The 24106-nt window shown below is 45.4% G+C and carries 18 protein-coding genes, 1 pseudogene and 2 riboswitches; of the genes and pseudogenes, 2 read left to right on the forward strand and 17 right to left on the reverse strand.

Annotated elements, in window-relative coordinates:
• Positions 1-11: 11 nt before the first annotated feature.
• Both mmuM and mmuP read right to left on the reverse strand, forming a co-directional pair.
• Positions 12-962, reverse strand: coding sequence for a homocysteine S-methyltransferase (gene mmuM, locus ACIFOD_RS16040; RefSeq protein WP_430315458.1), 951 nt, complete (start codon positions 960-962; stop codon positions 12-14).
• Positions 931-2343 (reverse strand): S-methylmethionine permease, encoded by a 1413-nt coding sequence (gene mmuP, locus ACIFOD_RS16045; RefSeq protein ID WP_430315459.1) that lies wholly within the window; start codon positions 2341-2343, stop codon positions 931-933. Before mmuP ends, mmuM begins: the two co-directional genes overlap by 32 nt.
• A 92-nt stretch (positions 2344-2435) precedes the next feature.
• A riboswitch (SAM riboswitch) is annotated at positions 2436-2542 on the reverse strand.
• Between the two features lie 138 nt (positions 2543-2680).
• On the opposite strand from mmuP, the gene nei reads away from it, so the two are divergent.
• On the forward strand, positions 2681-3508 hold the full coding sequence (gene nei, locus ACIFOD_RS16050; protein WP_430315460.1) for an endonuclease VIII: 828 nt from the start codon (positions 2681-2683) through the stop codon (positions 3506-3508).
• Between the two features lie 99 nt (positions 3509-3607).
• Here the strand turns inward: nei and thiE are convergent, their stop codons facing one another.
• From thiE to htpX, 8 genes and pseudogenes are all read right to left on the reverse strand, one after another.
• Positions 3608-4264 carry a thiamine phosphate synthase gene (gene thiE, locus ACIFOD_RS16055; protein WP_430315461.1) on the reverse strand — a complete coding sequence of 219 codons (657 nt, stop codon included), beginning with the start codon at positions 4262-4264 and terminating at the stop codon, positions 3608-3610.
• Positions 4261-5073 (reverse strand): annotated as a pseudogene (thiD, locus tag ACIFOD_RS16060) (bifunctional hydroxymethylpyrimidine kinase/phosphomethylpyrimidine kinase). The gene thiE and the pseudogene thiD overlap by 4 nt, the downstream one beginning before the upstream one ends.
• 20 nt (positions 5074-5093) lie before the next feature.
• Positions 5094-5882, reverse strand: a complete 789-nt coding sequence (gene thiM, locus ACIFOD_RS16065) for a hydroxyethylthiazole kinase (protein ID WP_430315462.1) — start codon at positions 5880-5882, stop codon at positions 5094-5096.
• A gap of 166 nt (positions 5883-6048) precedes the next feature.
• Complete coding sequence (locus ACIFOD_RS16070) at positions 6049-6621, reverse strand: isochorismatase family protein (RefSeq protein WP_430315463.1); 573 nt, start codon at positions 6619-6621, stop codon at positions 6049-6051.
• Between the two features lie 129 nt (positions 6622-6750).
• Positions 6751-8211, reverse strand: a complete 1461-nt coding sequence (locus ACIFOD_RS16075) for a protein adenylyltransferase SelO (RefSeq protein WP_430315464.1) — start codon at positions 8209-8211, stop codon at positions 6751-6753.
• 202 nt (positions 8212-8413) lie between these two features.
• Positions 8414-9778: a 23S rRNA (uracil(1939)-C(5))-methyltransferase RlmD gene (gene rlmD, locus ACIFOD_RS16080; protein ID WP_430315481.1), complete on the reverse strand. Its 1365-nt coding sequence runs from the start codon at positions 9776-9778 to the stop codon at positions 8414-8416.
• Between the two features lie 195 nt (positions 9779-9973).
• Positions 9974-11140 (reverse strand): N-acetylmuramoyl-L-alanine amidase family protein, encoded by a 1167-nt coding sequence (locus tag ACIFOD_RS16085; protein WP_430315465.1) that lies wholly within the window; start codon positions 11138-11140, stop codon positions 9974-9976.
• A 261-nt stretch (positions 11141-11401) separates the two neighbouring features.
• Positions 11402-12283: a protease HtpX gene (htpX, locus tag ACIFOD_RS16090; protein WP_430315466.1), complete on the reverse strand. Its 882-nt coding sequence runs from the start codon at positions 12281-12283 to the stop codon at positions 11402-11404.
• 158 nt (positions 12284-12441) lie between these two features.
• Between htpX and ACIFOD_RS16095 the strand changes: the two genes are divergently transcribed.
• Entirely contained in the window at positions 12442-13152 is a 711-nt protein-coding gene (locus ACIFOD_RS16095) for a DUF1836 domain-containing protein (RefSeq protein ID WP_430315467.1), read from the forward strand.
• Positions 13153-13269: 117 nt separating this feature from the next.
• Here the strand turns inward: ACIFOD_RS16095 and ACIFOD_RS16100 are convergent, their stop codons facing one another.
• The 7 genes from ACIFOD_RS16100 to ACIFOD_RS16130 form a co-directional block, all read right to left on the reverse strand.
• Entirely contained in the window at positions 13270-13530 is a 261-nt protein-coding gene (locus tag ACIFOD_RS16100) for a hypothetical protein (protein WP_430315468.1), read from the reverse strand.
• Between the two features lie 376 nt (positions 13531-13906).
• Positions 13907-17632: a S8 family peptidase gene (locus ACIFOD_RS16105; protein ID WP_430315469.1), complete on the reverse strand. Its 3726-nt coding sequence runs from the start codon at positions 17630-17632 to the stop codon at positions 13907-13909.
• Between the two features lie 606 nt (positions 17633-18238).
• Complete coding sequence (locus ACIFOD_RS16110; protein WP_430315470.1) at positions 18239-19264, reverse strand: ABC transporter permease subunit; 1026 nt, start codon at positions 19262-19264, stop codon at positions 18239-18241.
• Positions 19264-20133 (reverse strand): ABC transporter permease subunit, encoded by an 870-nt coding sequence (locus ACIFOD_RS16115; protein WP_430315471.1) that lies wholly within the window; start codon positions 20131-20133, stop codon positions 19264-19266. Before ACIFOD_RS16115 ends, ACIFOD_RS16110 begins: the two co-directional genes overlap by 1 nt.
• A gap of 98 nt (positions 20134-20231) precedes the next feature.
• Positions 20232-21518 (reverse strand): diaminopimelate decarboxylase, encoded by a 1287-nt coding sequence (lysA, locus tag ACIFOD_RS16120; protein ID WP_430315472.1) that lies wholly within the window; start codon positions 21516-21518, stop codon positions 20232-20234.
• Positions 21519-21630: 112 nt separating this feature from the next.
• A riboswitch (Lysine riboswitch) is annotated at positions 21631-21807 on the reverse strand.
• Positions 21808-21911: 104 nt separating this feature from the next.
• Positions 21912-23312, reverse strand: coding sequence for a DUF4179 domain-containing protein (locus ACIFOD_RS16125; protein WP_430315473.1), 1401 nt, complete (start codon positions 23310-23312; stop codon positions 21912-21914).
• The gene (locus ACIFOD_RS16130) at positions 23293-23829 is read right to left on the reverse strand and encodes a sigma-70 family RNA polymerase sigma factor (RefSeq protein ID WP_430315474.1); all 537 of its coding nucleotides are present in this window, start codon (positions 23827-23829) and stop codon (positions 23293-23295) included. Before ACIFOD_RS16130 ends, ACIFOD_RS16125 begins: the two co-directional genes overlap by 20 nt.
• Positions 23830-24106: the final 277 nt, after the last annotated feature.

The following is a 24106-nucleotide window of genomic DNA, read 5'->3' on the forward strand; positions in this document are numbered from 1 at the left end:
AGTGTCATTGCCTATCTCCACCTCTTCGCCAAGGCTTCTATATGACCAGGATCCGTCCGGCAGCAACCACCAATGATACGGGCACCTGCCTCGTACCAAATTCCTGATTGTTCATCAAACGCCGAACACGCTTCCTCCCCATGCCACGTTTTAGTCTCAGCATTGTAAGTCTCACCTGAGTTCGGGTACACGATGATTGGTTTGTCAGTGTTTCTGCTTAATACGCTTATCGCCTCCTTGGCCGCAATAATCGGTGCACAATTCACACCAATCGCAGCGATTTGTTCATCGTTATTGAACACACGCGTGCACTCTTCAATCCCCGTTCCATCACTTATCGTCTCTCCATCCTTTAAAGAAAAAGACAGCCAGGCACAGGTATCCGGAAATTCTTTCAAAAGTGACGCGAGTACTCTTGCTTCCTGCAAGGACGGGATGGTCTCAAACGCCAACAAATCAGCACCCGCCTCCACTAGTGCCTGGATTCGGGGAAAATGGAAATCTGCTAAATGTTGATCGCTTACTCCATAGTTCCCAACGTATTCAGAGCCGTCAGCAAGGTATGCCCCGTATGGTCCTACAGAACCTGCAACGATTGGTTTCGGCCGATTCGAATTTCCCTTATCTTCCTTCCAAAATTCATCCCGAGCCTGTTTGGCAAGAGTAACCGTTTTTTTGATTAATTCCAGCGTTTCTGGTTTCTCTATTCCGCGCTTTCGAAAACCATCCACCGTTGCCTGGTAGCTGGCTGTAATCGCACAATCGGCTCCTGCACGGAAATAATCAGCATGAACTTTCTCAATCGCTTCCGGTTTTTCAAGGAGTACACGGGCAGACCAAAGGGGATCGTTTAAATCACAGCCATGGGTTTCCAGCTCTGTGGCTAACGCTCCATCTAAAATAAGTGGGGAATGTTTTTGTAAAATAGCATCAATGGGATTCAGCTTCAGTTGATTCGACATAACCTGTTCCTCTTTTCTTTACGTATTGTGTTAGATGATAGCTTCCATAGCAAAGGGCGATAAACGGGATTCCGCAATAAAGGGCTATCCTCTGAGTGGGATCAAAGGCAATGCCGATACAGGAAGCGAGACAAAGCAGAAATGCCGCAATGGGAACGAGTGGATAGAGCGGCGTCCGATAAGCCAGGTCTTTCACATCGTTTCCTTCCCTTATGTACTGTCTTCGAAATAGAAACTGGGCAGCACTAATGCTCATCCACACGATCACCACCGCAAGACCTGAGACCGAAACCAATACGATGTAGACCGTCCCCGGTGCAATGATGCTTGAAAGCAAGGCTAGCCCCCCTCCAAGCATGCTGCATACAATCGCATTGAGAGGGACTCCCTTTTCAGTCAATTTGGCGAAAATCGGTGAGATCGTTTGCTTATCTGAAAGCGACCATAGCATTCTGGAAGAAGCATACAGACCTGAGTTTGCCGCTGATAAAATGGCCGTTATGATCACAAAATTCATAATATCGGCGGCATACGGGATTCCAATCCGACCAAGTACCGCTACGAAAGGACTTTCCAATACACCGGCTGACTGGCTCGGTATTAGAGCAGATAATACGACAATCGTCCCTACATAAAAGATGATCAATCTCACAAGCGTGGTACGGATGGCTTTAGGAATCGATTTTGATGGATTCTCTGTTTCTCCCGCCGCAACCCCGATCAATTCTGTACCTGAAAAGGCAAAATTCACGGCAAGCATGGTCATCAAGATGGCAAATGCCCCGTTCGGAAACAATCCAAAACTTGTGATATTCGTGAAAAGCGGAGCGGGCTCTGAATGACTGAGGGGGATGAAACCGACGATCGCCCCTGTCCCAATCACAATAAACGCAACAATCGCAATCACTTTTACTAAAGAAAACCAAAATTCAGATTCAGCAAAAAACCGCACTGACAACGCATTAAGGACAAAAATCAACGCAGCAAAGACCGCGCTCCAAATCCATACACTAATCGAAGGAAACCAGCGCTGCATCATCAAGCCAGCCGCCGTAAACTCCGACCCCAATGCCACTGTCCATGTCAGCCAATATAACCAGCCCACCGTATAACCGGTCCCAGGACCAATGAATTTTGTAGCATAACTATGAAAGGATCCCGTCTCCGGCATATGGACAGAAAGCTCGCCTAAACAAAGCATCACAAGATACACCACCAGCGCCCCAATCAAATAAGCAAGGATCGTCCCAAACGGTCCAGCCTGATGGATCGTGTACCCCGAACTCAAGAAAAGCCCGGTTCCGATCACCCCTCCAAGAGACAGCATCACCAAATGCCGCGTCTTCATCTTCCTTTTAAAACTCTGTCCTGCCTTTTCCATACAAACACCCTTCCTTCTAAATGTATTGAAGAATGGGTGAACAAACAAAAAACGCACCCTAAACGAGTGCGTCACCGACAAATAAAAGATTGCTCCTATCTATCAGGGTTTGAATCACCCGCTGGAATTAGCACAGTATCTTCACAGACCTGTTGCTGAGGCTTCAAAGGGCCAGTCCCTCCACCTCTCTGGATAAGAAAATATTTAGATTTTTTAAAACTTTATCAATATATTGGAATAATGTCAAGACCATGAAATAGATTAGTAGCCCAGCCTATCCGAATGTTACATTAAGGATTAAAAAGGGAATAACTATACTAAAAAAGGAGAAACCGCCATGCCAGAAGGTCCGGAAATCAGAAGAGCGGCTGATGGAGTCGAGCGCGCTCTTAAGAATAAAACCGTACAAGATGTATACTTTGCCTTCCCTCATTTGGAAGATTACGAAGACCTATTAAAAGGATCGATCGTGAAGAGAGTGGACACGAAAGGAAAAGCCATGCTCATCCGCTTTGACAACGGATACACCATTTACTCTCACAATCAACTTTACGGAAAATGGTATATCAGAAACACATATAACTACCCGAAAACCAACCGACAGCTCAGGTTGGCTCTACATAATGAGAAAAAGTCGGCACTTCTCTATAGTGCATCGGATATCGAGGTTCTTCGTGACGAAGAAGTGCCCGGGCACCCATTCGTCTCAAAAGTAGGACCGGATCTTTTAAGCGAAGAGGTATCAGTAGATGAGCTGATGGAACGGATGAAGGACAAACGATTCCGAAACCGCAAATGGTCGATTCTATTGCTGGATCAAGGTTTCGTAGCCGGAATCGGAAATTATTTGCGATCTGAAATCATGTTTGTTGCTGGCATTCATCCTTCCCTAAGGCCAGTCGATTGTACAGAAAATCAATTAAACAAAGCAGCTCATGCTGTCATGGGTTTAGTAAAGCAGTCGTATGAGACTGGTGGGATCACCAATGATCCCGACCTTGCGCAGAAGCTGAAAAGTCAAGGAGTGAAGCGCTCCCGTTATCGTCACTGGGTCTTTAACCGGGAAGGTGCGTCTTGCTTCATCTGTGGAAGTGAAATCGAGAAGACGGTGGCAGCTTCAAGAAGGCTGTACTATTGTCCGGTTTGTCAGGGAATCGAAGGATAACGCAATATTTGTCAATCCATTTGTTACTTGAATCGTCAAATAAGGCCTGCCCCAACACGTTAATGGAGTTAACGTGTTGGGGCAGGCCTGGTTTCATATTTATCGGGCGGGACAAACGGCTCTCTTCAGTTCTCTCGCCGCTTCTGTGATGTTTTCGGCACCTGATATAGCTGAGATTACCGAGATTCCGTCGGCACCAGCATCAATAACTTCTTTGGCATTCATTGAACTGATGCCTCCAATCCCCACAATCGGGATAGGAATATCGTTTATTCGAAAGCTTTTGATGATGTCCAAGCCGTGAATTTTGACTGTGTCGTCTTTTGAAAGGGTGGGATAGATGGGACCAGATCCTAAATAATCCGACCCATCGGCAATCGCCTGCTGCGCTTCGGCAAGTGTATGAGTGGAAACCCCAAGCCATTTGTCACCGATTTTATCCCGTACGATACTTGCCCTTTCGTCTTCCTGACCGATATGAATGCCATCAGCATCGATGGCTAAAGCCAATTCCACATCGTCATTTACGATGAAAGGGATCCCGGCGTCCTTGCATACCTTCTGAAGTTTTTCAGCAAGTTTCATCTTTTTCTGTCCTTCTAAGGCACCGAGCCCTTTTTCCCGGAATTGAAAGAGGGTTATGCCACCTTCTATTGCCTGTTCTAACACATAAACCGGATCCTTCATGCAGTTTGTGCTTCCCATAATAAAATAAAGAGTAAGAGAATCCTTTAATTGCTCCCGCTTATCGATCATTTACGTTCACCTGATGCCTTCTTATTATAAGCCCAATGATTCGTCGGGCCATGACCATTCCCAATTCCAAGTAGGTCTTCAATGGCTGCCCGGATAAACCCTTTCCCCGTCTTGACCGCTTCCTTGATGTCCATTCCTTGAGCTAATTGAGCAGTAATCGCAGCCGAGAAGGTGCATCCAGTTCCATGCGTATGAGGTGTCTCGATTCTGGGTGAGACCATTTCCACAAATTCCTCCCCATCATAAAAGAGGTCGATTACCTGCTCGCCATCGGCATGTCCGCCTTTTATAACGACTGATCCGGCACCCATTTCAATCAGGATCTTTGAGGCGTCTTTTCGATCGTCCAATGTTTCAATCTTTATACCGGTGATGACTTCTGCTTCAGGTAAATTGGGTGTAATGACAGCAGAAAGAGGTATTAATTGTTCCTTTAACGCACGAACGGCTTCATCTTGTAAAAGCTTGGCTCCGCCTTTTGCAATCATGACAGGATCCACCACAAGATTCGTCCAGCCATAATGACGGACTCGTTCACTTACTGCCTCAATGACTTCACCGGAATGCAGCATGCCCGTTTATAACGCATGTGGCCCCAGGTCTTGGCCAATAGAATCCATTTGCTGAACGATTCCTTCCATGGAAACGGGATACACGCCTTGAACGCCTAATGTGTTTTGAGCGGTTACGGCAGTGATGACCGACATCCCATAGGAACCAAGCTCCTGGAATGTTTTTATATCTGCCTGAACGCCGGCTCCCCCGCCACTGTCTGAACCTGCTATCGTCAATGCCTTATATACAGACATGTTTGTACCACCCTTCCTCTTTAGATTCTCTCTACTTTTGCAAGTGCAGCATCTTCTTCACAAATGGAGGAAAGTTGATCGATGAATTCAATTTGAAAACTTCCCGGACCCTTTTCAGATGTCACACCGGCTGCTTTTTCTGCTGCTATTCCATAAACGGCAACTGCCGTTACAGCAGCTTTTAATAGATCTTTTTCAATGGCTGCAAAGGCACCGATGACCGAAGATAATAAACAGCCCGTCCCCGTGACCTTCGTTAAAATAGGATGACCATTCGCCACTGAATAGGTTCCTTGCGGGTTTGAGATGATATCGGTTTTCCCTGTTATGACAATGGTACATTCCAATTGCGCTGCCGCCTTTTGAGCTAATTCCAACGTGTCTCCCCCATTCGAACCGGCGTCAACACCTTTGATCGCCCATTGTTCTCCTGCAACATGAGCCACTTCCGCTGCGTTCCCTCTTAAGATGGAGACGTTTACTTCATTCAGGATTTCCCTTGCCATTTCCGTGCGGAAGAAAGTCGCCCCTGCTCCAACCGGATCCAATACAACAGGTATCCCTTTTTCATTGGCCGCTTTTCCAGCGATGATCATGCTATCGATGATGTCTGTCGATAAGGTTCCAATATTAAGGACAAGTGCCCCTGCCAACTTCGCCATATCCCCTACTTCTTCTTTCGCATAGGCCATCACAGGAGATGCCCCGATAGCCAGCAAGCCATTGGCCGTAAAATTCGTGACCACTACGTTCGTTATATTATGTACTAATGGATTTTCTTCTCGAACTTTCTGAACTAAATCATACATTCTCCTTGTTCCTCCTTTGTCAATATGAAAGAAAGACCGGACCTGCCCTGATATGCTACTACTATAGCATATCACTGTAGAATCCAAATGAGAAAACACTTCAAAATGGGAACAAAAAAAGCCCATTCCATCTGCTTTCTGTCAGAGAAAATGAGCTTTTCCTATTCTACATTCCGTATTTCTCACGATAAAAATCATGCTTGGGCTGAAACAACTCTTCATCAGATTGTCTGACGTCGGAGAAATGATCCACATTATAATGGCCATACAAAGCCTTGTTGTGGTGCTGGATAATTTGTTCAGCCTTTAACACGGATGAATCCTTTGTCGAGTGACCATCTGCTACCAGGGTTACGTCCAATCCATTAACGGTTGCATAACGAACGGCCGTGTCGATACAATATTCCGTTTGGCATCCCATGATTACGACATGTTCAACCTCTTTGTCTTTTAAAAAGCTTAGTAAGGGCGTACCATAAAACGAATTGGTGGCTAATTTATCATACACAACCGCATTGTCCGTAACATGGATATCCTTGTGAACCTGGAATCCATCACCTTCCCCGCCTCCGACATCTTTATCTCGAATAAACACGATGTGAGTACCTGTTTCGGCTGCCTTCTGGATGACCCGATTGATGTTTTCAATCAGTCTCTCCTTTTGAAATACCGCTTGTTCCCCTTCATTTCCTTCGATTAATTCCTGCTGGGCATCAATCACGAGCAATGCTTGGTTCAATAGAAAAACTCCTTTATCTCCATTTTCTCCTCAGCTATCTTTGAATAATTTCGACTTATCAGTGAGAAAGTCCTCTAACACTCAAAAAAAGCAGGAAACCTTTTGGACTTCCTGCTTTGCGCTCATTCTTCATGTACCGCAATACGTTCGGTAAGGGCGGTTGGATGGATCAGGTGGTGTCGCGTACTTGCACTGTTCTGTCAATAACTGATAAGGATCTTTAAGAACCTCAAGCAAACGCTCCATTACGCTGTAATCACCACTTTCCACTGCAGCTTCCAACGCTTCCTCCACACGGTGATTCCGGGGAATCACAGATGGATTACTTTTTCGCATTAACTGATGAGTTGCTTCTTTCGACTCTTCCTGCCTGTTAAGTCTCTCTTCCCAGCGTTCTTTCCATTGAACAAATTCCGGGTTATTAAACCAATCGATTTGTTCTTCATTTGTTAATGCACGGAATGTGTTGGTATAGTCGGCACGATTCTCTTTCATTAAACCGAGAAGGTCTTTTGCAAGGGATTCGTCCCCATCTTCTTCATTGAAAATACCGAGTTTCCCTCTCATTCCGTCGAGCCAGTGAGCTTCATACAGTTTAGGAAATTCCATTACAGCATCCTGGGCAATCTTCAGCGATTCTTCTTGTTCGTCATGAAGAATCGGCAACAGACTTTCGGCAAATCGGGCAAGGTTCCATCCGGCAATTTGAGGCTGATTTCCATAGGCATAACGTCCTCCGGTATCAATGGAGCTGAATACCGTTGCCGGGTCATACGTATCCATAAAGGCACATGGTCCATAATCAATGGTTTCTCCACTGATCGTCATGTTATCCGTGTTCATCACGCCATGAATGAACCCATCCATTTGCCACTTGGAAGTGAGTGCAGCCTGGCGCTTGATGACTTCTTCCAGCAAGTAAAGATAACGGTTCGGTGCATTCAAACCTTCCGGGTAGTGACGCTCCACTGCATAATCAGCCAGTGCGCGGAGATCTTCCACCGTTCCAAATTTAGAAGCAAACTGAAAAGTACCGACGCGAAGATGACTAGCCGCTACGCGGGTCAGGATCGCTCCCTGCTGTTCCGTTTCCCGGAAAATCGGCTCACCTGTAGTCACCACCGCCAAGCTTCGGGTAGTCGGAATCCCAAGTCCGTGCATGGCTTCACTGATGATGTGCTCCCGGAGCATCGGTCCAAGTCCCGCGCGACCGTCCCCACCTCGGGAATAAGGGGTTCTTCCTCCACCTTTGAGCTGAATATCAAAACGCTCACCTGATGGGGTGATCTGTTCGCCGATCAGGACAGCGCGACCGTCTCCCAGCATATTAAAATAGCCAAACTGATGCCCGGCATAGCTTTGAGCAAGGGGTTCGGCACCTTCGGGTATTTGATTGCCCGCAAACACCTCTGTTCCCTCTTCACGATGCAATTCTTCCAGGTTGAGTCCCAGCGATTGTGCTACAGAATCATTAAGGACGATTAATACAGGTTTGCTAACCGGAGTCGGATCTTGCTTAGTGAAAAATGAGTCGGGCAGGCGTGCATAACTATTTTCTATGTTCCATCCTGTTTCGTTTCCCTTTGTCATGGTATCTCCTTCTTTTGGTTTTGGCTTATTTTCATAAAACAAAAAATCATAGAGATTCTATGATTTTCTTCAAGTCCAGTTCTATATATTATATTTTACACATGAAAGGGAATGTACACCACTATTACAAAAAAAGTGCCCGACCCTTATAAGGATCAAGCACCATTTCCAGTGGGACAACGAACCTGTCCCTCCGTCCCATTTATTTATTTAATGTCAAGGTCGCTACGCACTCAACATGCACCGTTTGAGGGAATAAGTCAACAGGTTGAACAGCATCAAGGGTGTATCCGAATGGTTCCAGCTCCTTGATATCCGTCGCGAATGTATCGGGGTTACAGGATACATACACGATGCGTTCCGGCTTGGCACGTCCGATTCGTCTCATGACTTTCCCGCCTGCACCTGATCGAGGCGGATCAAGCATTAATAGTTGTGGATGGCCAAAGCTCTCCAGCATTTGGTCAATTCCTTTTCGAGCATCCTTAGCGAGGAAAGTCGTGTTTGAGATGCCGTTATCTTCAGCATTGCGTTTCGCTGACTCGATCGAACTTTCAACAATTTCAATGCCCGCAAGTTCTCCTACTCTGCTTGCGAATGGCAGAGAAAATGTACCTACCCCACAGAAAAGGTCGATCATTTTTTCTGTTTTCTTCGGTTGTCCCATTTCAATCGCTAAGTCAACGAGCTTTTGAGCTTGAGTCGGATTCGTCTGGAAGAACGTATCAAACCAAAGACGGAAGCGGTATCCATCCATTTCATCATAGATAAAGTCACGACCAGCTAAGAGATGGATCTCTTCTGCTTGCGTTCGATCCGCCCATGCCGTATTTTCAAGCCATAACAAGCTTTTGACTTGAGGGAATTTTTCACCTATGCGGGTAACCAAGTTGTCCACTGCCTCCTGATGATTTTCAGGCGCCTCCGTCGCAAACAGACCAAGCATCAGTTCACCCGTTACAAACGATTGACGGACCATTAAATGACGAAGTAACCCTTCGTGCTCGTCCTTGTTATATCCTTTTAAGCCATGGCCCTTCACCCAATCGGCGACTTCCATCGTTGCTTCCACCATTTCTTCACTTGCGATCAAGCAGGTTTCAAGGGAAATGACCTTACGGAAATTCCCTTGCTCATGCAGTCCAAGGGCACCTTCAGGAGAAAACGTAAATTCCATTTTATTGCGGTAACGCCACGGATTATCCATCCCCATCGTGTCCCGTACCAGGTCAGGATCAAAGCCTTGCTCTTCCAGGGCATGCTTCACATGATTCGTCTTCTGCTTTAACTGACCGTTATAATCCCAATGCTGCCACACACATCCGCCGCAGCGTTCAAAGTGCGGACAAGGTGCAGGGATTCTCTCAGGGTGGGCTTCGAGGATTTCATCAGGCATAGCCTTGCGTCTACGGCGATCAGGCTGATCCACCGTCACTTCCACCTTTTCCCCCGGCAGGGTCTGAGGGATCGTGAGTCTCAGCTTCTTCGGATTCCCAAGCTCATTCTCCCGCCAGACCACAGCCTGCCCTGAACCTTTTTGGTCCAAATCTTCTATTGTCACAACCATTGTTTCTGGTTTGATATTCGTCAATTTCTGGTCCTCCTTGAAAACTTCTGTCTAACTTTATACTTTATTAAAAAAAGTGGAGGAATGCAACAGGGATATAGGCTCCTCACCTCCCTGCATCACCAAAGGCAAATGAAGGTCCGTCCTTTAGAGTGTTAACGCTCTAAAGGACGGACCTTATTATTGCGGACATTGCTAATAGGCTTTGTAATGTCCGCATTCTCCGGTTATATAAGCTCTCCTGCTGTTGTAGATGACTTCCCAGTATCCCGAGCTGCTATTTTTCCCTTTAAGGGATCCTGTGACGGGAATCGTCCTGCCCTTTGCGATGATACCCAAGCCCTTTGATGTCAAACGGTCGGGGCGATCCTGTATGATAGCGGCATTCGCCACCCCCACGATACTGATTTCCCCGATCGCGACCGGTCCCGATGAAGGCGGCGGTGATGATGATCCCCCGGAAGATTGACCGTTTCCTTCCACCTTCACAAATTTCGGGGCTGCTGTTACATAATACACGTGTCCCCTTGAGTTCTTGACTTCATACATATAAGCACCTTCCACCTTAAGCTTCCGTATAATCTCCGGAAACCCATATCCGTACTTCAAAGTGCCGGCACGGTAGGTATCCCGGAAGGTCGGCTTACAGTAAAAGTCCAGTCCTTCAGCACCTCTATATATGCTCTCCACCCGTTTTCCGATAACATCCCTGCTTGTCCACACACCTTTGACCTCCGTTTCAGGAGGGACCACAACGTTTCCTGCAGCCACATACGGAACGCCGAAAAAATCACAGACCCCACGAGCCTGCTCTCTTGCTGATTCCCTTTGAAATTCCTCATTGATCATGAGCAAGGCTTCTCTCTCATCATCCATAAATCCATTCTCCACAAGCACCGCTGGCCCATTGAAATCCCTTGTCATATGAAGATTCTGCTCAATGATCCCGCGATATACCTGCTTCGTACCCTGTTTCAAGTACTTTGCAATGCTTTCAGCAAGTCTTCTATCCTGTACATCATTGAAATAGATATGAAGGGAGTGCCCTTCAGCATCTTTTCCCGGACCATCGAATTTTCCATCAAAGGCATTAAAGTGGTTGGAAACCAGGGCATTGGCTCTCTTAGAATTGGCTAGATCTGTACGTGACTTTAATGGTGTATCCTCATCAGTCGGCGCTGTCAGTATAGTCCTGAACCCACATCTCTCCAATTCAACTTTCAAAAAGAATGTCACTTTCTCATTAAACTCATTTTCACGGATTTCCCTGCCAAGGGACTGGATATAAGGCGTACGTTTCCCGGCTGTCCCGATCCCATGACCATCGTCTAAAGCGATCAAATAATCACTAGCTTTTACCATTTAATCTATCACCCCTTCTACTAGTAAAATATTCATAGCTTGTACAAATGGTCACGGCCGGATAAAAAAAGCCCCAGTTCCTGCCTGTAGAAGGTAACTTGTGGATATTCATATAATCGAAAGGGTGATTTATTAGCAACCCTTAGCTGTTTAGTCCATCTTTCCAGATACAACAAAAAAGGTGCGCTGACTCCACTGATGGAATCAGGCACCTTTTTTTATTTACAACGAACGGGACATCTAAACTGTCCCCCGTTCCACTTACTTCGCTTCCAAACGACTGATCCGATCATCCAGATCAGGGTGAGTCGAGAAGATCGCTGACTTTCGTCTTCCATTGATTTTCAATGTAGAGATGGCTGTGTCATCTTCACCCTTCATACGACTCGAGTATGCTTTTAGCATTTGCAGAGCATGGACCATTTTGTCCTTACCTGCAAGATCCGCTCCACCACGGTCAGCGTGGAACTCACGGTGACGGGAGTAAGCGAAGACGACTAAACTTCCCAAGATTGAGAAAACGATCTGGAATACAATCACGGCAATGAAATGCACGATTGGTGCCATTTCTTCCCTTGCAAATCGTGACGCAATCCATGCGGCGACTCGTGCCAAGAAAACGACAAAGGTGTTGACCACACCTTGCAGTAAGGTCATCGTCACCATATCACCGTTCGCAACGTGGGCCACCTCATGGGCAATGACACCTTCAACCGCGTCATCATCCATCTCACGGAGTAATCCTGTCGAAACAGCAACCAATGAGCGTTTCTTAGAAGGACCCGTTGCAAAAGCATTCACTTCAGGAGAATGGTAGATTCCCACCTCGGGCATGTGCACTAAACCAGCCGCTCTTGATAAACGATGGACTTTCTCCACAACTGCCCGTTCCTCAGAAGACAAGGCTCCATTTGGATCCAACACTTGGACACCCATCATTCTCTTCGCCATCCAACGTGACATGGCCAATGAAATGAATGATCCGGAAAAACCGATGATCGCACTGAATACTAGTAATGCGCCGAAATCAATTCCGCCTGAGGCATTAATGTAGTTCCCTGCTCCGGTGACGGAAAAAATGATACTAATCGTCAATAATACTAAAACGTTCGTTAAAAGGAAATAAAATATACGTTTCCCCATCTTGTCTCCTCACTCTCATTTCAAGTTCATATGAACCTGTATCTGGAATTTATTATACGTCCTTTTCAGGCAAAATACAAGTAAAAGGTGAAATTGACGAGACCCCACCGAACCAGTAGTATAGAAGAAGATAATGTAAAAGAGACGGGGGAATCATGATGAAAACGTTTATACTGACACGTAAAAATATGGCCGACCTGCTGCTTTCACTGAACGGCACAAACAGCAGGTCCCCGATCAAGGTGCTTCAGGATGCGTGGATGAATCTACATAAAGAAAACGACCTCCCTCCCATCATTCAAAAAATCCTCAAACCAGCAAAAGGAGAAACCGGTTTTTCACTCAATGAAATCGTCTCCCTGGGAAATCACATCGAATTCACCAACTTCCCCCAAAGTACTGTCCAGAACTGGGTGAAGCGGGATGTGAAAGGGCTGATCGGTTCCCCGCAGCTGGGAAAAAAATATACCATCGAACAAGCCGCCATGCTGTTCATCGTGGAAGACCTCAAAGCTACCTTGGATTTCGAATCCATCCGGAAGATCTTGACCCTGGTGTTCAACAACATAGAAGACCGTACGGATGACATCGTCAATCCCACAGATCTTTACCTTGCCTATGCGTCGGTCTTTGACCAGATCCACCATCAATCACTCCCGACGATGAAGTCTTCCGCTTCAGGCTCTGTCAATGATCTAATCGATCAATTCATTCATCAAGAATGCAGAACCATACTATCCTCCTTAAATGGAATCAAGGAAGAAAATCTCAGCATTGTTCTCAATGTCCTGATCGTATCGGTGCTGACGGTTCAGGCAGGGTTCTATCAGGCAGCTACGAAGAAATATGTGACGGATGCATTATCTTAACATTATAGAGGGACGGACCTTCATTTTTACAAATGAATGCCCGTCCCTCTTGATTCTTTTATCAAAATGTTAGGTCCGTCCCTCTCTTGATTGAGATAAAGAGAGTTCACTCTTCAGTTAGGTTTTCTGCTCTGAACTCTTCCAGTAAATAAAAAACACATATAACATTCCTAACAAAAGATATGTATTGAAAAAGGAAAACATTTGATTAATGAACCATACTTCTATCCCATTCGTGAAGATGAATAGAAATGTCGTAACAATGAAGTAGATGACCACGTAACTGATTACCCCTTTTACTCCTTGTCCAATCCTTTTCTCAATCCATGCTCCAATCCAAATGGACAGGAAGAAAATGCTTTCTAGTTCACTGTTCATTTATTGCTCCTTCTTTTTGTACAGTATCATAACTCCGTAATCAAATATGGTCATTGAAAATTTAACATCTATTATTTCAATGGTCTGATCTTCCAAGAAGTCATTCACTTTTTTATGCAAACTTGATTCTGTCATGCTTCTAAATGTCCTTATTTTCAAAGAAACACCCCCTGTGTTACGAATTACATCAAAATCTATCAATATACTATACGTATAGATGCTCAAAAAGTTTCAATGACCTTGAGGGACCCTCTTTTCCTCTGCCTTCCGCGAGTTCCTCTAAATCGATGAGGGTTGCTTTTTCATTGACTATTCCTCTCCTATTGCGACATAAAAAAAGATGCCTCCACTATATCGAGGCATCTTTCCTTCTTAATTATCTCAGTCCATAAGCCTTAATAATTTCCTGTGTGATCTTATTCCCCTCATCATCCCAAGCACTCGCCTTCAATGAAACATTCGTTGCGTTCTTAGGATTCTGAATGGTGACTTTAAACGTATCGCCATCCTGGTTCAGCTTTACTTTTTTCCATGACTTTCCTTCGTTAAAGGACACTTCTAAAGTTGCTCCTTCCACATTTCCGTATCCTACTCCATTTTCCACCTTGCCGACGGATAACTCAAGGTTCGTCGGGCGGTTGGCTAATGCATCCCCATTCACATCTGTATCCACCGTGTAATCCAGAGTCAGGAATGGCAGGTCATATTGCCAATCATCTGTTTCCTCCGTCCAGAATGTCCACTCCGAATGGGTCCGGGTGGATGTATTCCAGCGGTTTTCATCCCGTTTGGCGTCTGTGACGAATCGGTATTGGGTACGTTCTTGTGGTAAGATATCCCAAACATTCAGTGCCTGTCCCTTTCCTTCTTTCAGTAACGTGTCCCCTTTGTATAACTGAGAAGTCTGGTTTTGGAAAGACACATCCCATTCTGTCCCCCCTGTGTTCCCTTTACCGGCGTCAGCCCATGCAGGGACATTGATTTGAAGGGAATTCCCCTGTCTTCTCGGTGGCCAGTAACCATCTCCCAGACTTGGACGTACGACAGGTGAAAACCAGTTTTCTGTAAGCTTTTGTCCCTTCGAATACGTGTTCAGCGGTTGTCGGATCTGCCATCCCTCATCGAGCACATTGGCCTGATGATACCAGCCGGTGCCTTCTGTTGCCGAAACATACTCAGTGCGGGCACTTGGCAGTGAAACCTTTTGAAGGAAGCCCACCGCTCCTCTTGTGTGTGGACGAAGGTCATAACGGAATTCCCCCCCATCCGTCTCAACAGGTGAATTGTAGTTTGTTTCGACTTTTGCCAGTTCTTTCCCTTTTGGTGCATAGGTCAGATCTTTCGGGATGGATCCTTCATGGACATCCATTAAATCATAGAGGTATGGAGAATCGACCGTTCCTTCAACCTTCAGCTTTACGTTTCCAGAGCGAACCGCTTTGACGAGCTTGTCCCCTTCGCTTTTACTGATACCTGCAACGGCAACAGGATTATCCGTATAGTCAGGAGTTCCCGCATATACACTGAATTCTTTGTCTTCATTGTTCACAATAACCACAAGTTCCGCTCCTGCTTCGGCAGCATTCGTAGCTTGTTGGGACACACTCACTTCTGCATTTCGATCAACTACGACCGCTTTTCCTTTTGCCTTCAATCGTTCAAAGTCAGCTGTACTCCCTTTCCCTGCATACACAGTGGACAGATTATACTTTCCATCCAATAGGGTACTACCCGCTAACGGGATATCATCCAATTCTTTTCCTTTAAAATCGATCGTCAATAGTGGCTTGGTCAGGCGCCAGCGAGTCAGCTGCTCGAAGTATCCACTTTTCACTTCCTTGGTCGGTACGGCATATAGTTTATCGATCCAAACCGGCATTAAATATAAACTTGTCATTGGCATATCACCAATGGTTTGATGGTACTCCATACGTCGATAATTCGCTTCTGCTTTCTTCGTTACTTCTACTTTGATTTCCTTCGCTTTTCGTGCATCGAGCTCGACTGTTTTAGGTCCATCAAGATTCACTTCCGGATTTCCGACAAGAGCAACCCCGGCGTGATCCGTGTCTACATCGACATCCATGAGTGACATAGCGGAATACGTGCCAGGTGGCAGGCGAAGCTCGAGTGTTCCATCGACGCCCACTACTTCAGGCTCCATTTTTTCACTGAATAGCACAACATATGCCTGTCCTTTCGATCCGTCACGGTCAGTTGCATTCAATGTAAGAGGGTATCTCTCCTCTTCCTTGACCATCGCCATCGTCGTGCGTACGAGTTCTGTTCCGTCCTTTTTGGCTGTCAGGAATCCTTGGTAACGGGAGCCGGTTTCACCGAGTGTTGAATCGAGTGTAACATTCACGTCTACCGTCCCACCTGCCGGAACCGTAATGGTTTGATCGGAGAGTGTCAGCATGCCGTTTGGTGCCTCTTCACCCTCCGCATTAGTAAAGGTTGGTTCCAGATCAAGCGTTACATCTTCCTCACTATCATTTGTATAGGTAACTACTTTTTCAACCGGAGCTGCTTGATCATGAGGCCACTTGAAGAAGCCGAATGAAACGGATCCGGTTGCTCTAACCTGTGAATCCAAAGCGGCTGCAACATCCACCCGTCCTGTTCCAACATGATAAGGCTGGTAACCATCAAGCTTCTTGGTCGTATTCATCAGAGCTTGTTTCAATGTCGTTCCATCCCATTCAGGATGCTTTTCTGCTAAAATGGCTGCTGCACCGGCAACATGAGGAGTCGCCATCGATGTACCATTCAAACTTTTGTAATCTCCGGTCCCGCTGGAATATTGAGAACGAGCCGCCATGATTCCCACACCGGGAGCTGAAAGATCCGGTTTGAGCCCCATATCCCCAAAGCGTGGACCTTTGGAAGAGAAATAGGCAAGTTCATCCGCTTTATCTACTGCTCCAACTGTTAGAGCGGAATCAGCTGCACCCGGAGAACCGATCGTACCTTCCCCGCCTCTGTTACCGGCAGCAATGACGAATAAGGTTCCATTCTCATCTGTCAATCTATTCACCGCTTCTGCCATTGGGTCTGTTCCATCACTTGGCATATCGCTTCCAAGACTCATATTGACGATTTTGGCATTTTCTGAGGCCCACTCCATTCCGTCGATGATCCAGGAATCCAGCCCGTATCCTTGATCGCTTAACACTTTCCCTACCAATAATCGGGCATCAGGTGCGACACCTTTATGTTTACCGTCACCCGCACCCGTTCCAAGCACGGTGGAGGCAACATGGGTTCCGTGACCATTGACATCCTTTACTTCTTCACCAGGTACAAAGCTTACAGCTTTATCAATTTGACCCGTGATATCCGGGTGCTCAGAGTCGATTCCAGTATCAAGGACCGCCACCTTGACTCCTTCTCCTGTAAAACCTTGTTCCCAAGCGGTATCCGCTTCAATTTGCGGCACACTTTGATCGAGGGCTGCTTCTACGCGGCCATCCAGCCAGATTTTATCGACTCCGTATTCAAATAGGGGTGCTTTCTCCGTTTCTTTCTTTTCACTTTGAGCGGTGACGTCTTTCCAGAATGTTACTGCCTGCTTTTTCTCGGCAGAAAGAGCCGCTCCATTAATGCTTTCCAAGTCTCTCACTTTCTTCGATCCTTTTGGGGCATGAGCTGCTGAGGAAGTCTTTGCCTTGGTTTCCTTGTATTCTACGATGACAGGTACAGACGCTTGATTCTTATCATCATACCCGTACTCAATCAATTTCGTAATATTAAATAAGTCTTCATCCATTTTTCCTGCTGCCATATAAGGCATGGCAGAGTTCGGGAATACGAATGTGTCGTCTTTGATGGTCATGACCCGGACACCTTCCCCATTCTTTTCAGCAGGCTCCACATTGATGATTTGTTTGCCATTTTGGAGGATCGACACCTTTACCACATCCCCAGTGATGAGGGTGATCGTATGTTCCCCTTTGATTGCTTCATTCTTATCAACCTTTGACTCCTCGAGTTCCTTCCCGTTGGAAGAGATACCGAGTGCATCTACCTGGAACATCGAACCTGAAATCATCGTCGCGGCAATCGATCCGATCAGAAGGGGTTTCACGTTAAGCTTTTTCATGAACATTCTCCTATTCTATTAAGGTCTTGATACAGTCATAGGGTAGAATCTGGATGAGGTAAAAGGAATAAAGTATGTAGCCACAATACCGATTACATGATTGATAGACTACTGGCAGAACATTAAACCAACGCCTCCTTGATTGTATTTGAAAGATATGTTCTGGAAGTCGAGTGAACCTCATGTCGTTAATTAAATTGTAAGGGCGTGAACATGGAATTCTCAATTGGGGTTATTTTTCGGGACGAGGGTACTAGAGAGTCCTCGCTCCCGGGAAAGCAGGAAGTTATTCTATGAAAATAGGTACAGAAATTTATGGTTGTTCCAGGTCACAAAATGGAGAATAACGTAAAAACATCTCATTTATCTATTACAAACCAATTTCAGGTCGACTAAAGTCCCCTTTAATAATCGTTTGGATGATCCGAAAGAAAATTCCGTGATTTTGACGTTTAAATCATCAATTTCACCCTGTGATCAGGCTTTCAGGGTAGTTAATGGAGTTAAGCCATAACACAAAAAGAGAGAAGGCAGCGCCCTAATAGGTCGCTGCCTTCTCTCAGATTACACTTTTCAGGCTATAATTATGGGTTGGGATGCCCTTTCTCACTTCGCCTCTTTCACAAGTTGAAACGTTTCTTTGTCTTTTAGGCATCGGGTTTCAAATCCTTCAGCCGATACTTTATCTGTTGAAGATTTCACCAGAGTTTCCACCTCTTGTGTCGCCCCGATCAGCATCAGCTTTGCCGACAGGATCGTCAAGGTAAAGAAAACGACAGGGATGAAAGAAATCCACGGATAGGTCGTCCACAGGAATTGCCACCAGCCGCCAAGAAGACCAGACCATTCATGAGAAAGGGAAGCCAAGAACGGATTGTCAAAAAGATCTACCTCCAAAGATGATCCCCCGATATAAATGTTTAAAACCCCAAGATGCGCAATCAACAGCATGATGATCATAAATTCCCTAATCGACACTAGAAGAATCTGAGGAAGAATAAAAGGACGAATATGATTCCTGATGTAATGACGCTTCGTTGCACCCAGTACTTTCGCACTATCAATAAACTCCTGGCTCATAATCCGGTCATTTTCATTCGCAAATAGCAGAGTCAGACTCGGAAGTGAAAGAACGATAAGAATAATCAGATAAAAAATCGTTTTATCCGTAAAATCATAAGGGAACCCCTCTGGATTATATAATGGACCCTCCAGCATCATCCAATTCAATAATAAAAAAGATAATAAAGTCGGCGGAAAATAGTTTGCGGCATCCACAATGTTATCGATGATCCTTCTGAATGGTTTCAAATAAAAATGAAGCACTATTCCGAGCAAAACCGAAGGCAATACCCTGCATAGCGTGATGACCAGCGCTGCCCCTATTGTATATTTCGCCCCAACGATGATAAGAAGGAAGATATTCCGGTTAAAATTGTCGGTGCCAAGGGGTGGATACTCTACCGGTGAATATGGAGGGCTGAGAATATTCCCTTCTTCATTTTTCAAAAGGTCAAGCTTCGGCACCTCATCGCCCCACCCAACATAGTAAACAAGACTTGAGGCAAACATACCGAACAGAAAAATAAACCCCATTATAAAAGAAGGATTCTTCATTAATTTTTTCAGCATCATATCACCACCTTCTGCCCGGTTTTCCGATCAACGATGAGCCTGATGAGGATGAGCAGCACAAAAACAGGTAGATAAAACATGATCAGACTGAAACAGATTACATCCATTTGAGAGAATGACAGGATGAAATGGGTGATGCCATAAATATTAAATAATCTTTCAAACACGATTAATGAAGATAAGAGAAAAAGAATGATGGATTTGGAATGATTCAATAAGCTGAACGCGATATTTCTCAGGACATGGATGAAGAAAATAGAGTGCTTCGACATCCCCCTGCTCTTAATCAGATCAACATACGTCTTCCCGTATTCATCATTCACCAGTAGATAGATGATCCTGAACAACATGATCGTCGGTAAAATGGACAGGGTCACAACCGGCACGAAATACACCTTCTCCTGCGAGCCTACGATGGGAAACAATAGCACCTCCGTTTCTTTCAGGATGAAGATGATGCTGTATTGGATGACGATCAAGATGAAGATATCCGGTGTGGACTCCAGAAGATTGGTTGCCCTTAGAATGAACTTCGACCATTTAGAGGGCAGCAAATGTGTGAGGTACGCAAGGAAGATGCCCATTAGGACGGATAAAAGAAAGGCAGACAAAAAAATCGATACTGAATAGAAATACGGCTCCCAGAAGGCCGGGAACATCGGATACGAGTTGTTCGATTCATTCGTGATGGTCATCGATTCAGAATGGACGAGGGAGGTTGAAATCTCCACAATGTTGAGCATATATTGTTTCAGGCTGAGGTCCACTCCTTCATTGAATAGACCAATGAGTCCTGTTAAGAGAATGATTCCAAACAGAACAAAAACAAATTTCAACGCCATGGAACCAATAGATTTAAGATTCATAGATTGATCCTCCAAACAATAAGGGTACATGCCACCTCTCCATATTACCATATTTACCCACAAAAAAGTAGAACCCCTTAGGATTCCACCTTGATTTACTATCGGTCTTTTCGTACGAGGTCCGCATACGATTCACGTTCAATCACGACCCGTGATTCCCCATCCTTTACAAACACAACGGCCGGGCGGGGGATACGGTTATAATTGCTCGCCATGGAATACCCGTAGGCTCCTGTACTGAACACCGCCAGTATATCTCCGTAATTCGTAGGCGGAAGCATCAGATCCCAAATCAGCATGTCACCGGATTCGCAGCATTTCCCGGCGATGCTCACAAGCTCCGTGCATTCCTCTTGTGGACGGTTGGCCAGGACCGCATGGTATTTTGCCTGGTAGAGGGCGGGGCGGATATTATCCGTCATTCCCCCGTCAATCGCTACATATGTGCGCACATCAGGAATGATTTTCTTTGAACCAACCTTATACAAGGTAGTTCCCGCTTCTGCCACCATACTTCGACCCGGCTCCACCCATACTTCAGGGAGTGGATATTCATTTTTGACAAAATAGTTTTTTACACTATCCGTTATCCCTTTGACATAGGTCGGAATCGGCAAAGGCTGGTCTTCTTCGGTGTACCGGACACCAAATCCACCACCGATATTCAGCACCGGCATCGTTACGTCCAAATCAATCCGGATCCGCTGCATGAAATCAGCCAATACCTGGATCGCCTGATCAAAGCCTTCCCGTTCAAAAATTTGGGATCCGATATGGGAATGGAGGCCGAGCAATGAGAAGTATGGCTTTCTGATTGCAAGCTGAATCGCAGTGGCCGCCTGTCCGTTTGAAATGCTGAATCCGAATTTCGAATCCTCCTGTCCCGTCGTGATGTATTCATGGGTATGGGCTTCCACGCCCGGTGTGACCCTGATCAGGATCTGAACCTCTTGCTCCCGCTCTTTTGCCAGGTCATGCAGCAGTTCAAGTTCGAGGAAACTATCGACGACAAAGCATCCAATTTCAGCTTCAAGAGCCATTAGCAGCTCCTCTTCGGACTTGTTGTTCCCGTGAAAATGGATGCGTGCTGCCGGGAAGCCTGCCTCCAATGCCGTATACAATTCCCCGCCTGAGACAACATCCAGGGATAGGTTTTCTTGTTCCGCCAGGCGCACCATTTCTTTACAAAGAAACGCTTTACTCGCATAGGCCACCTGGTACTGCAATCCACTTTCCTTAAATGCCTCCCGGAACAATTTCGCATTTCCGCGGATCATTCCTTCATCGTATACCATTAAAGGCGTCCCATAGGTTTCGACCAACTCACCCGTACTCATACCACCGATTTCAAGATCCCCACTTACATTCACATCAACTGTACTCATATCCTAAACTCCTTTAGACTCTCTAAAAAACACAAAAAACCGTATGAAGCAGATGCTCATACGGTTATTCATCAAAGTTTACGGAAACAAGATGAAGACAATGTATTAACATCTCTTCAATAGTGCTCCACAACTTTTGCATTGTGACAGTCCAACATTTCTTCAATGCTGGCCCAACAAAAAATAGAATTGGCTATTTTCTGCTTCGGCGATCTGCCTTTCCCAACTTATCCCGGAATCCATTATTCTCAAAGAAGGTACTCATCATGCTCGCGCCTCTATTATCAGAGAGTGACGTATTATTTTGTTTGAATTACTATACCATTCTCTTGAAAAGGTTGTCAATTGGTTTTTGGGAGAAATCCCTGGGTACAAGGGGATTTCTTGTACCCTTTATTTCAGCTTGATTTCGAACGGTTTCATCTCAATCGGCTTATCATTACTACTTAAGGTCGCGAATGGGACGATCAGTGAGTAATCCTCGAGGCTTGCATCCTTAGGTAATGTAAAAGTGGATCGAAAACGCAGGCCATCCCTATCCACTGTCTTCGTATGAGCACTTCTGATCATATGCTCCAACATCTCATTATAATCCAGTTCATCCTTGGCACTTCGTTTAATATCTTCGGATGGGATCACCTGAACGAATTGAGCAAAATTCTCCAAAATGTCAAATCGGAACTGTTCTTCTTTGATGTTATCGATGGTGAAATCCACGGTCACTTCCCCTTTAACTTTTTGAATATCTTTCACCATGACCTGATAACCGAAACGTGGACTCTTCACTTGAAATGGAATCGATGTTTTCAATGAATGGAGGGCATCTTCATCCATGCGCTCCATGTCTGCCTGTACTTTCAGCGAATGCGCCTTGTCATTGAGTTTACTCGTAAAGAGCTCTCTTACCGTCTTTTGTATTTTCCCATCTATCTCTTTGATATGGAGTACCTCTTCACTGGACTTTGACAGCCTGTTCCCAAGATTATCAAACACGATCAGGTCTACCGTATCCTTCCGTGACTCCACCGTATACGTATACTCCAGAGTGGTCGTGGCTTTCCCATTCGTGACTGAGATCATTTGCAGCTCAAATTCCCCATCCGGAGTTTCTGTCCTCGCCGCTGTTTGGATCGTTTCAAATGGAATCCTCTTCACCGGTACATCAAATGACCAAGTTCCGTTTACATCTGCCATATGGGTGAAGGTTAACGGAAGGGTAAAGTTTTCCGGCAGTTCTTTCCCATCCCGGTAAAATTCGATCGAGCCTATGAACTCATCCCCGTCTTTTTTAAGACCCGAACTTCCCGATCCCCATTGTTTCTGATCCTTCCCGTCGAAGAGGTGATAGCTATAGCCACTCACCGGACGGTTTCCTTCATCCATATGTTCAATCGATAAGTTATCACCTTTCGCTTTAAAGGTGACCCCGATTATGTTCCCGTCATAATATGTGCTTGTAATCGTCACATCCACATCATTGGTAGTGGCAGCCTGATTGACTTCTGTGACTTTATCGCTTAAATAGAGTTCTTTTCCGACCTGGGACCCGACTTTTTCATAAATCCCGCCGAGCACGGGCAGCTTGGCCAGTGCGTTGTTAACAGGCGCGAATAGGAAGCCTGATACGAGAACCATGGAGGCTGCTGCCGTAGTGAAGGCAGCACTTACCTTAACCGTTTTTTTTCGTACCTTCTGTTTTCTTCCCTTTTCAATTCCAGTTGAAATCGCCTGAAGAACCTCATCTTTCGGTACTTCGATGTTATCCATTTCTCCCTCAAACCATTTTCTGTCCATACTGATTCACTCCTTCCAACAGCTTCCTCAATTCCAATTTCGCACGGTGAAGATACGTCTTAACCGTCCCTTCAGGCGTATCCATTGTTTCTGAAATCATCTTGATTGACTGACCCTGAAAGTAAAATAAGATAATGACTGTTTGATAGTGCTGATTCAAGGACGCCATTGCCGTGATTAAATCGATCCGCCCCTCTACATCCGTTTCATCTGTAGTGAGGGCATTGTCGAGAAAATCATCCCCCGTCAGGACAAGCCTGCTTTGCTTTTTCAAAAAACTGTATGCCGTATGTATCAGGATCTTGATCAGCCAGGTACTGAAGTACTCCGGATTCTTTAACCGGGATATCGACGTAAACGCCTTGCAAACCGTCTCCTGCATAACGTCCAATGCATCTTCTTTATTTCTCACATACAGGAATGCAGTCCGGTACAGCTTCTCGCTTTCTGAGTGGATCAGCCTTTCAAATGCCTGTTCATTCCCTTTAATTGCTTTTTTTACGAGTTTCACATCCATTGATTAACCTCCTGTCATTCATTAGAGTCGGGTGGGGTGGGAAAAGTTTCAAGGGATTTTTATGGGGTGTCTTGCTATGTAGAGTGAGGTAGTTTACCATTTATTTCAAAAAGATGCATAAACTATGAAAAATGACGCAATTACTTTGAAATCGACGCAATAAATTTAATAATGACGCAATTCACCCCGAAAACGACGCAATCATGGACGATTTCGACGCAATTAAGTAGAATGGATGGGGTCAGCCGTCCCCAAGATAGTCAAGTCCTATATATTG

Source organism: Rossellomorea sp. NRS-1567 (assembly GCF_050467885.1).
GTDB classification, from domain to species: domain Bacteria; phylum Bacillota; class Bacilli; order Bacillales; family Bacillaceae_B; genus Rossellomorea; species Rossellomorea aquimaris_C.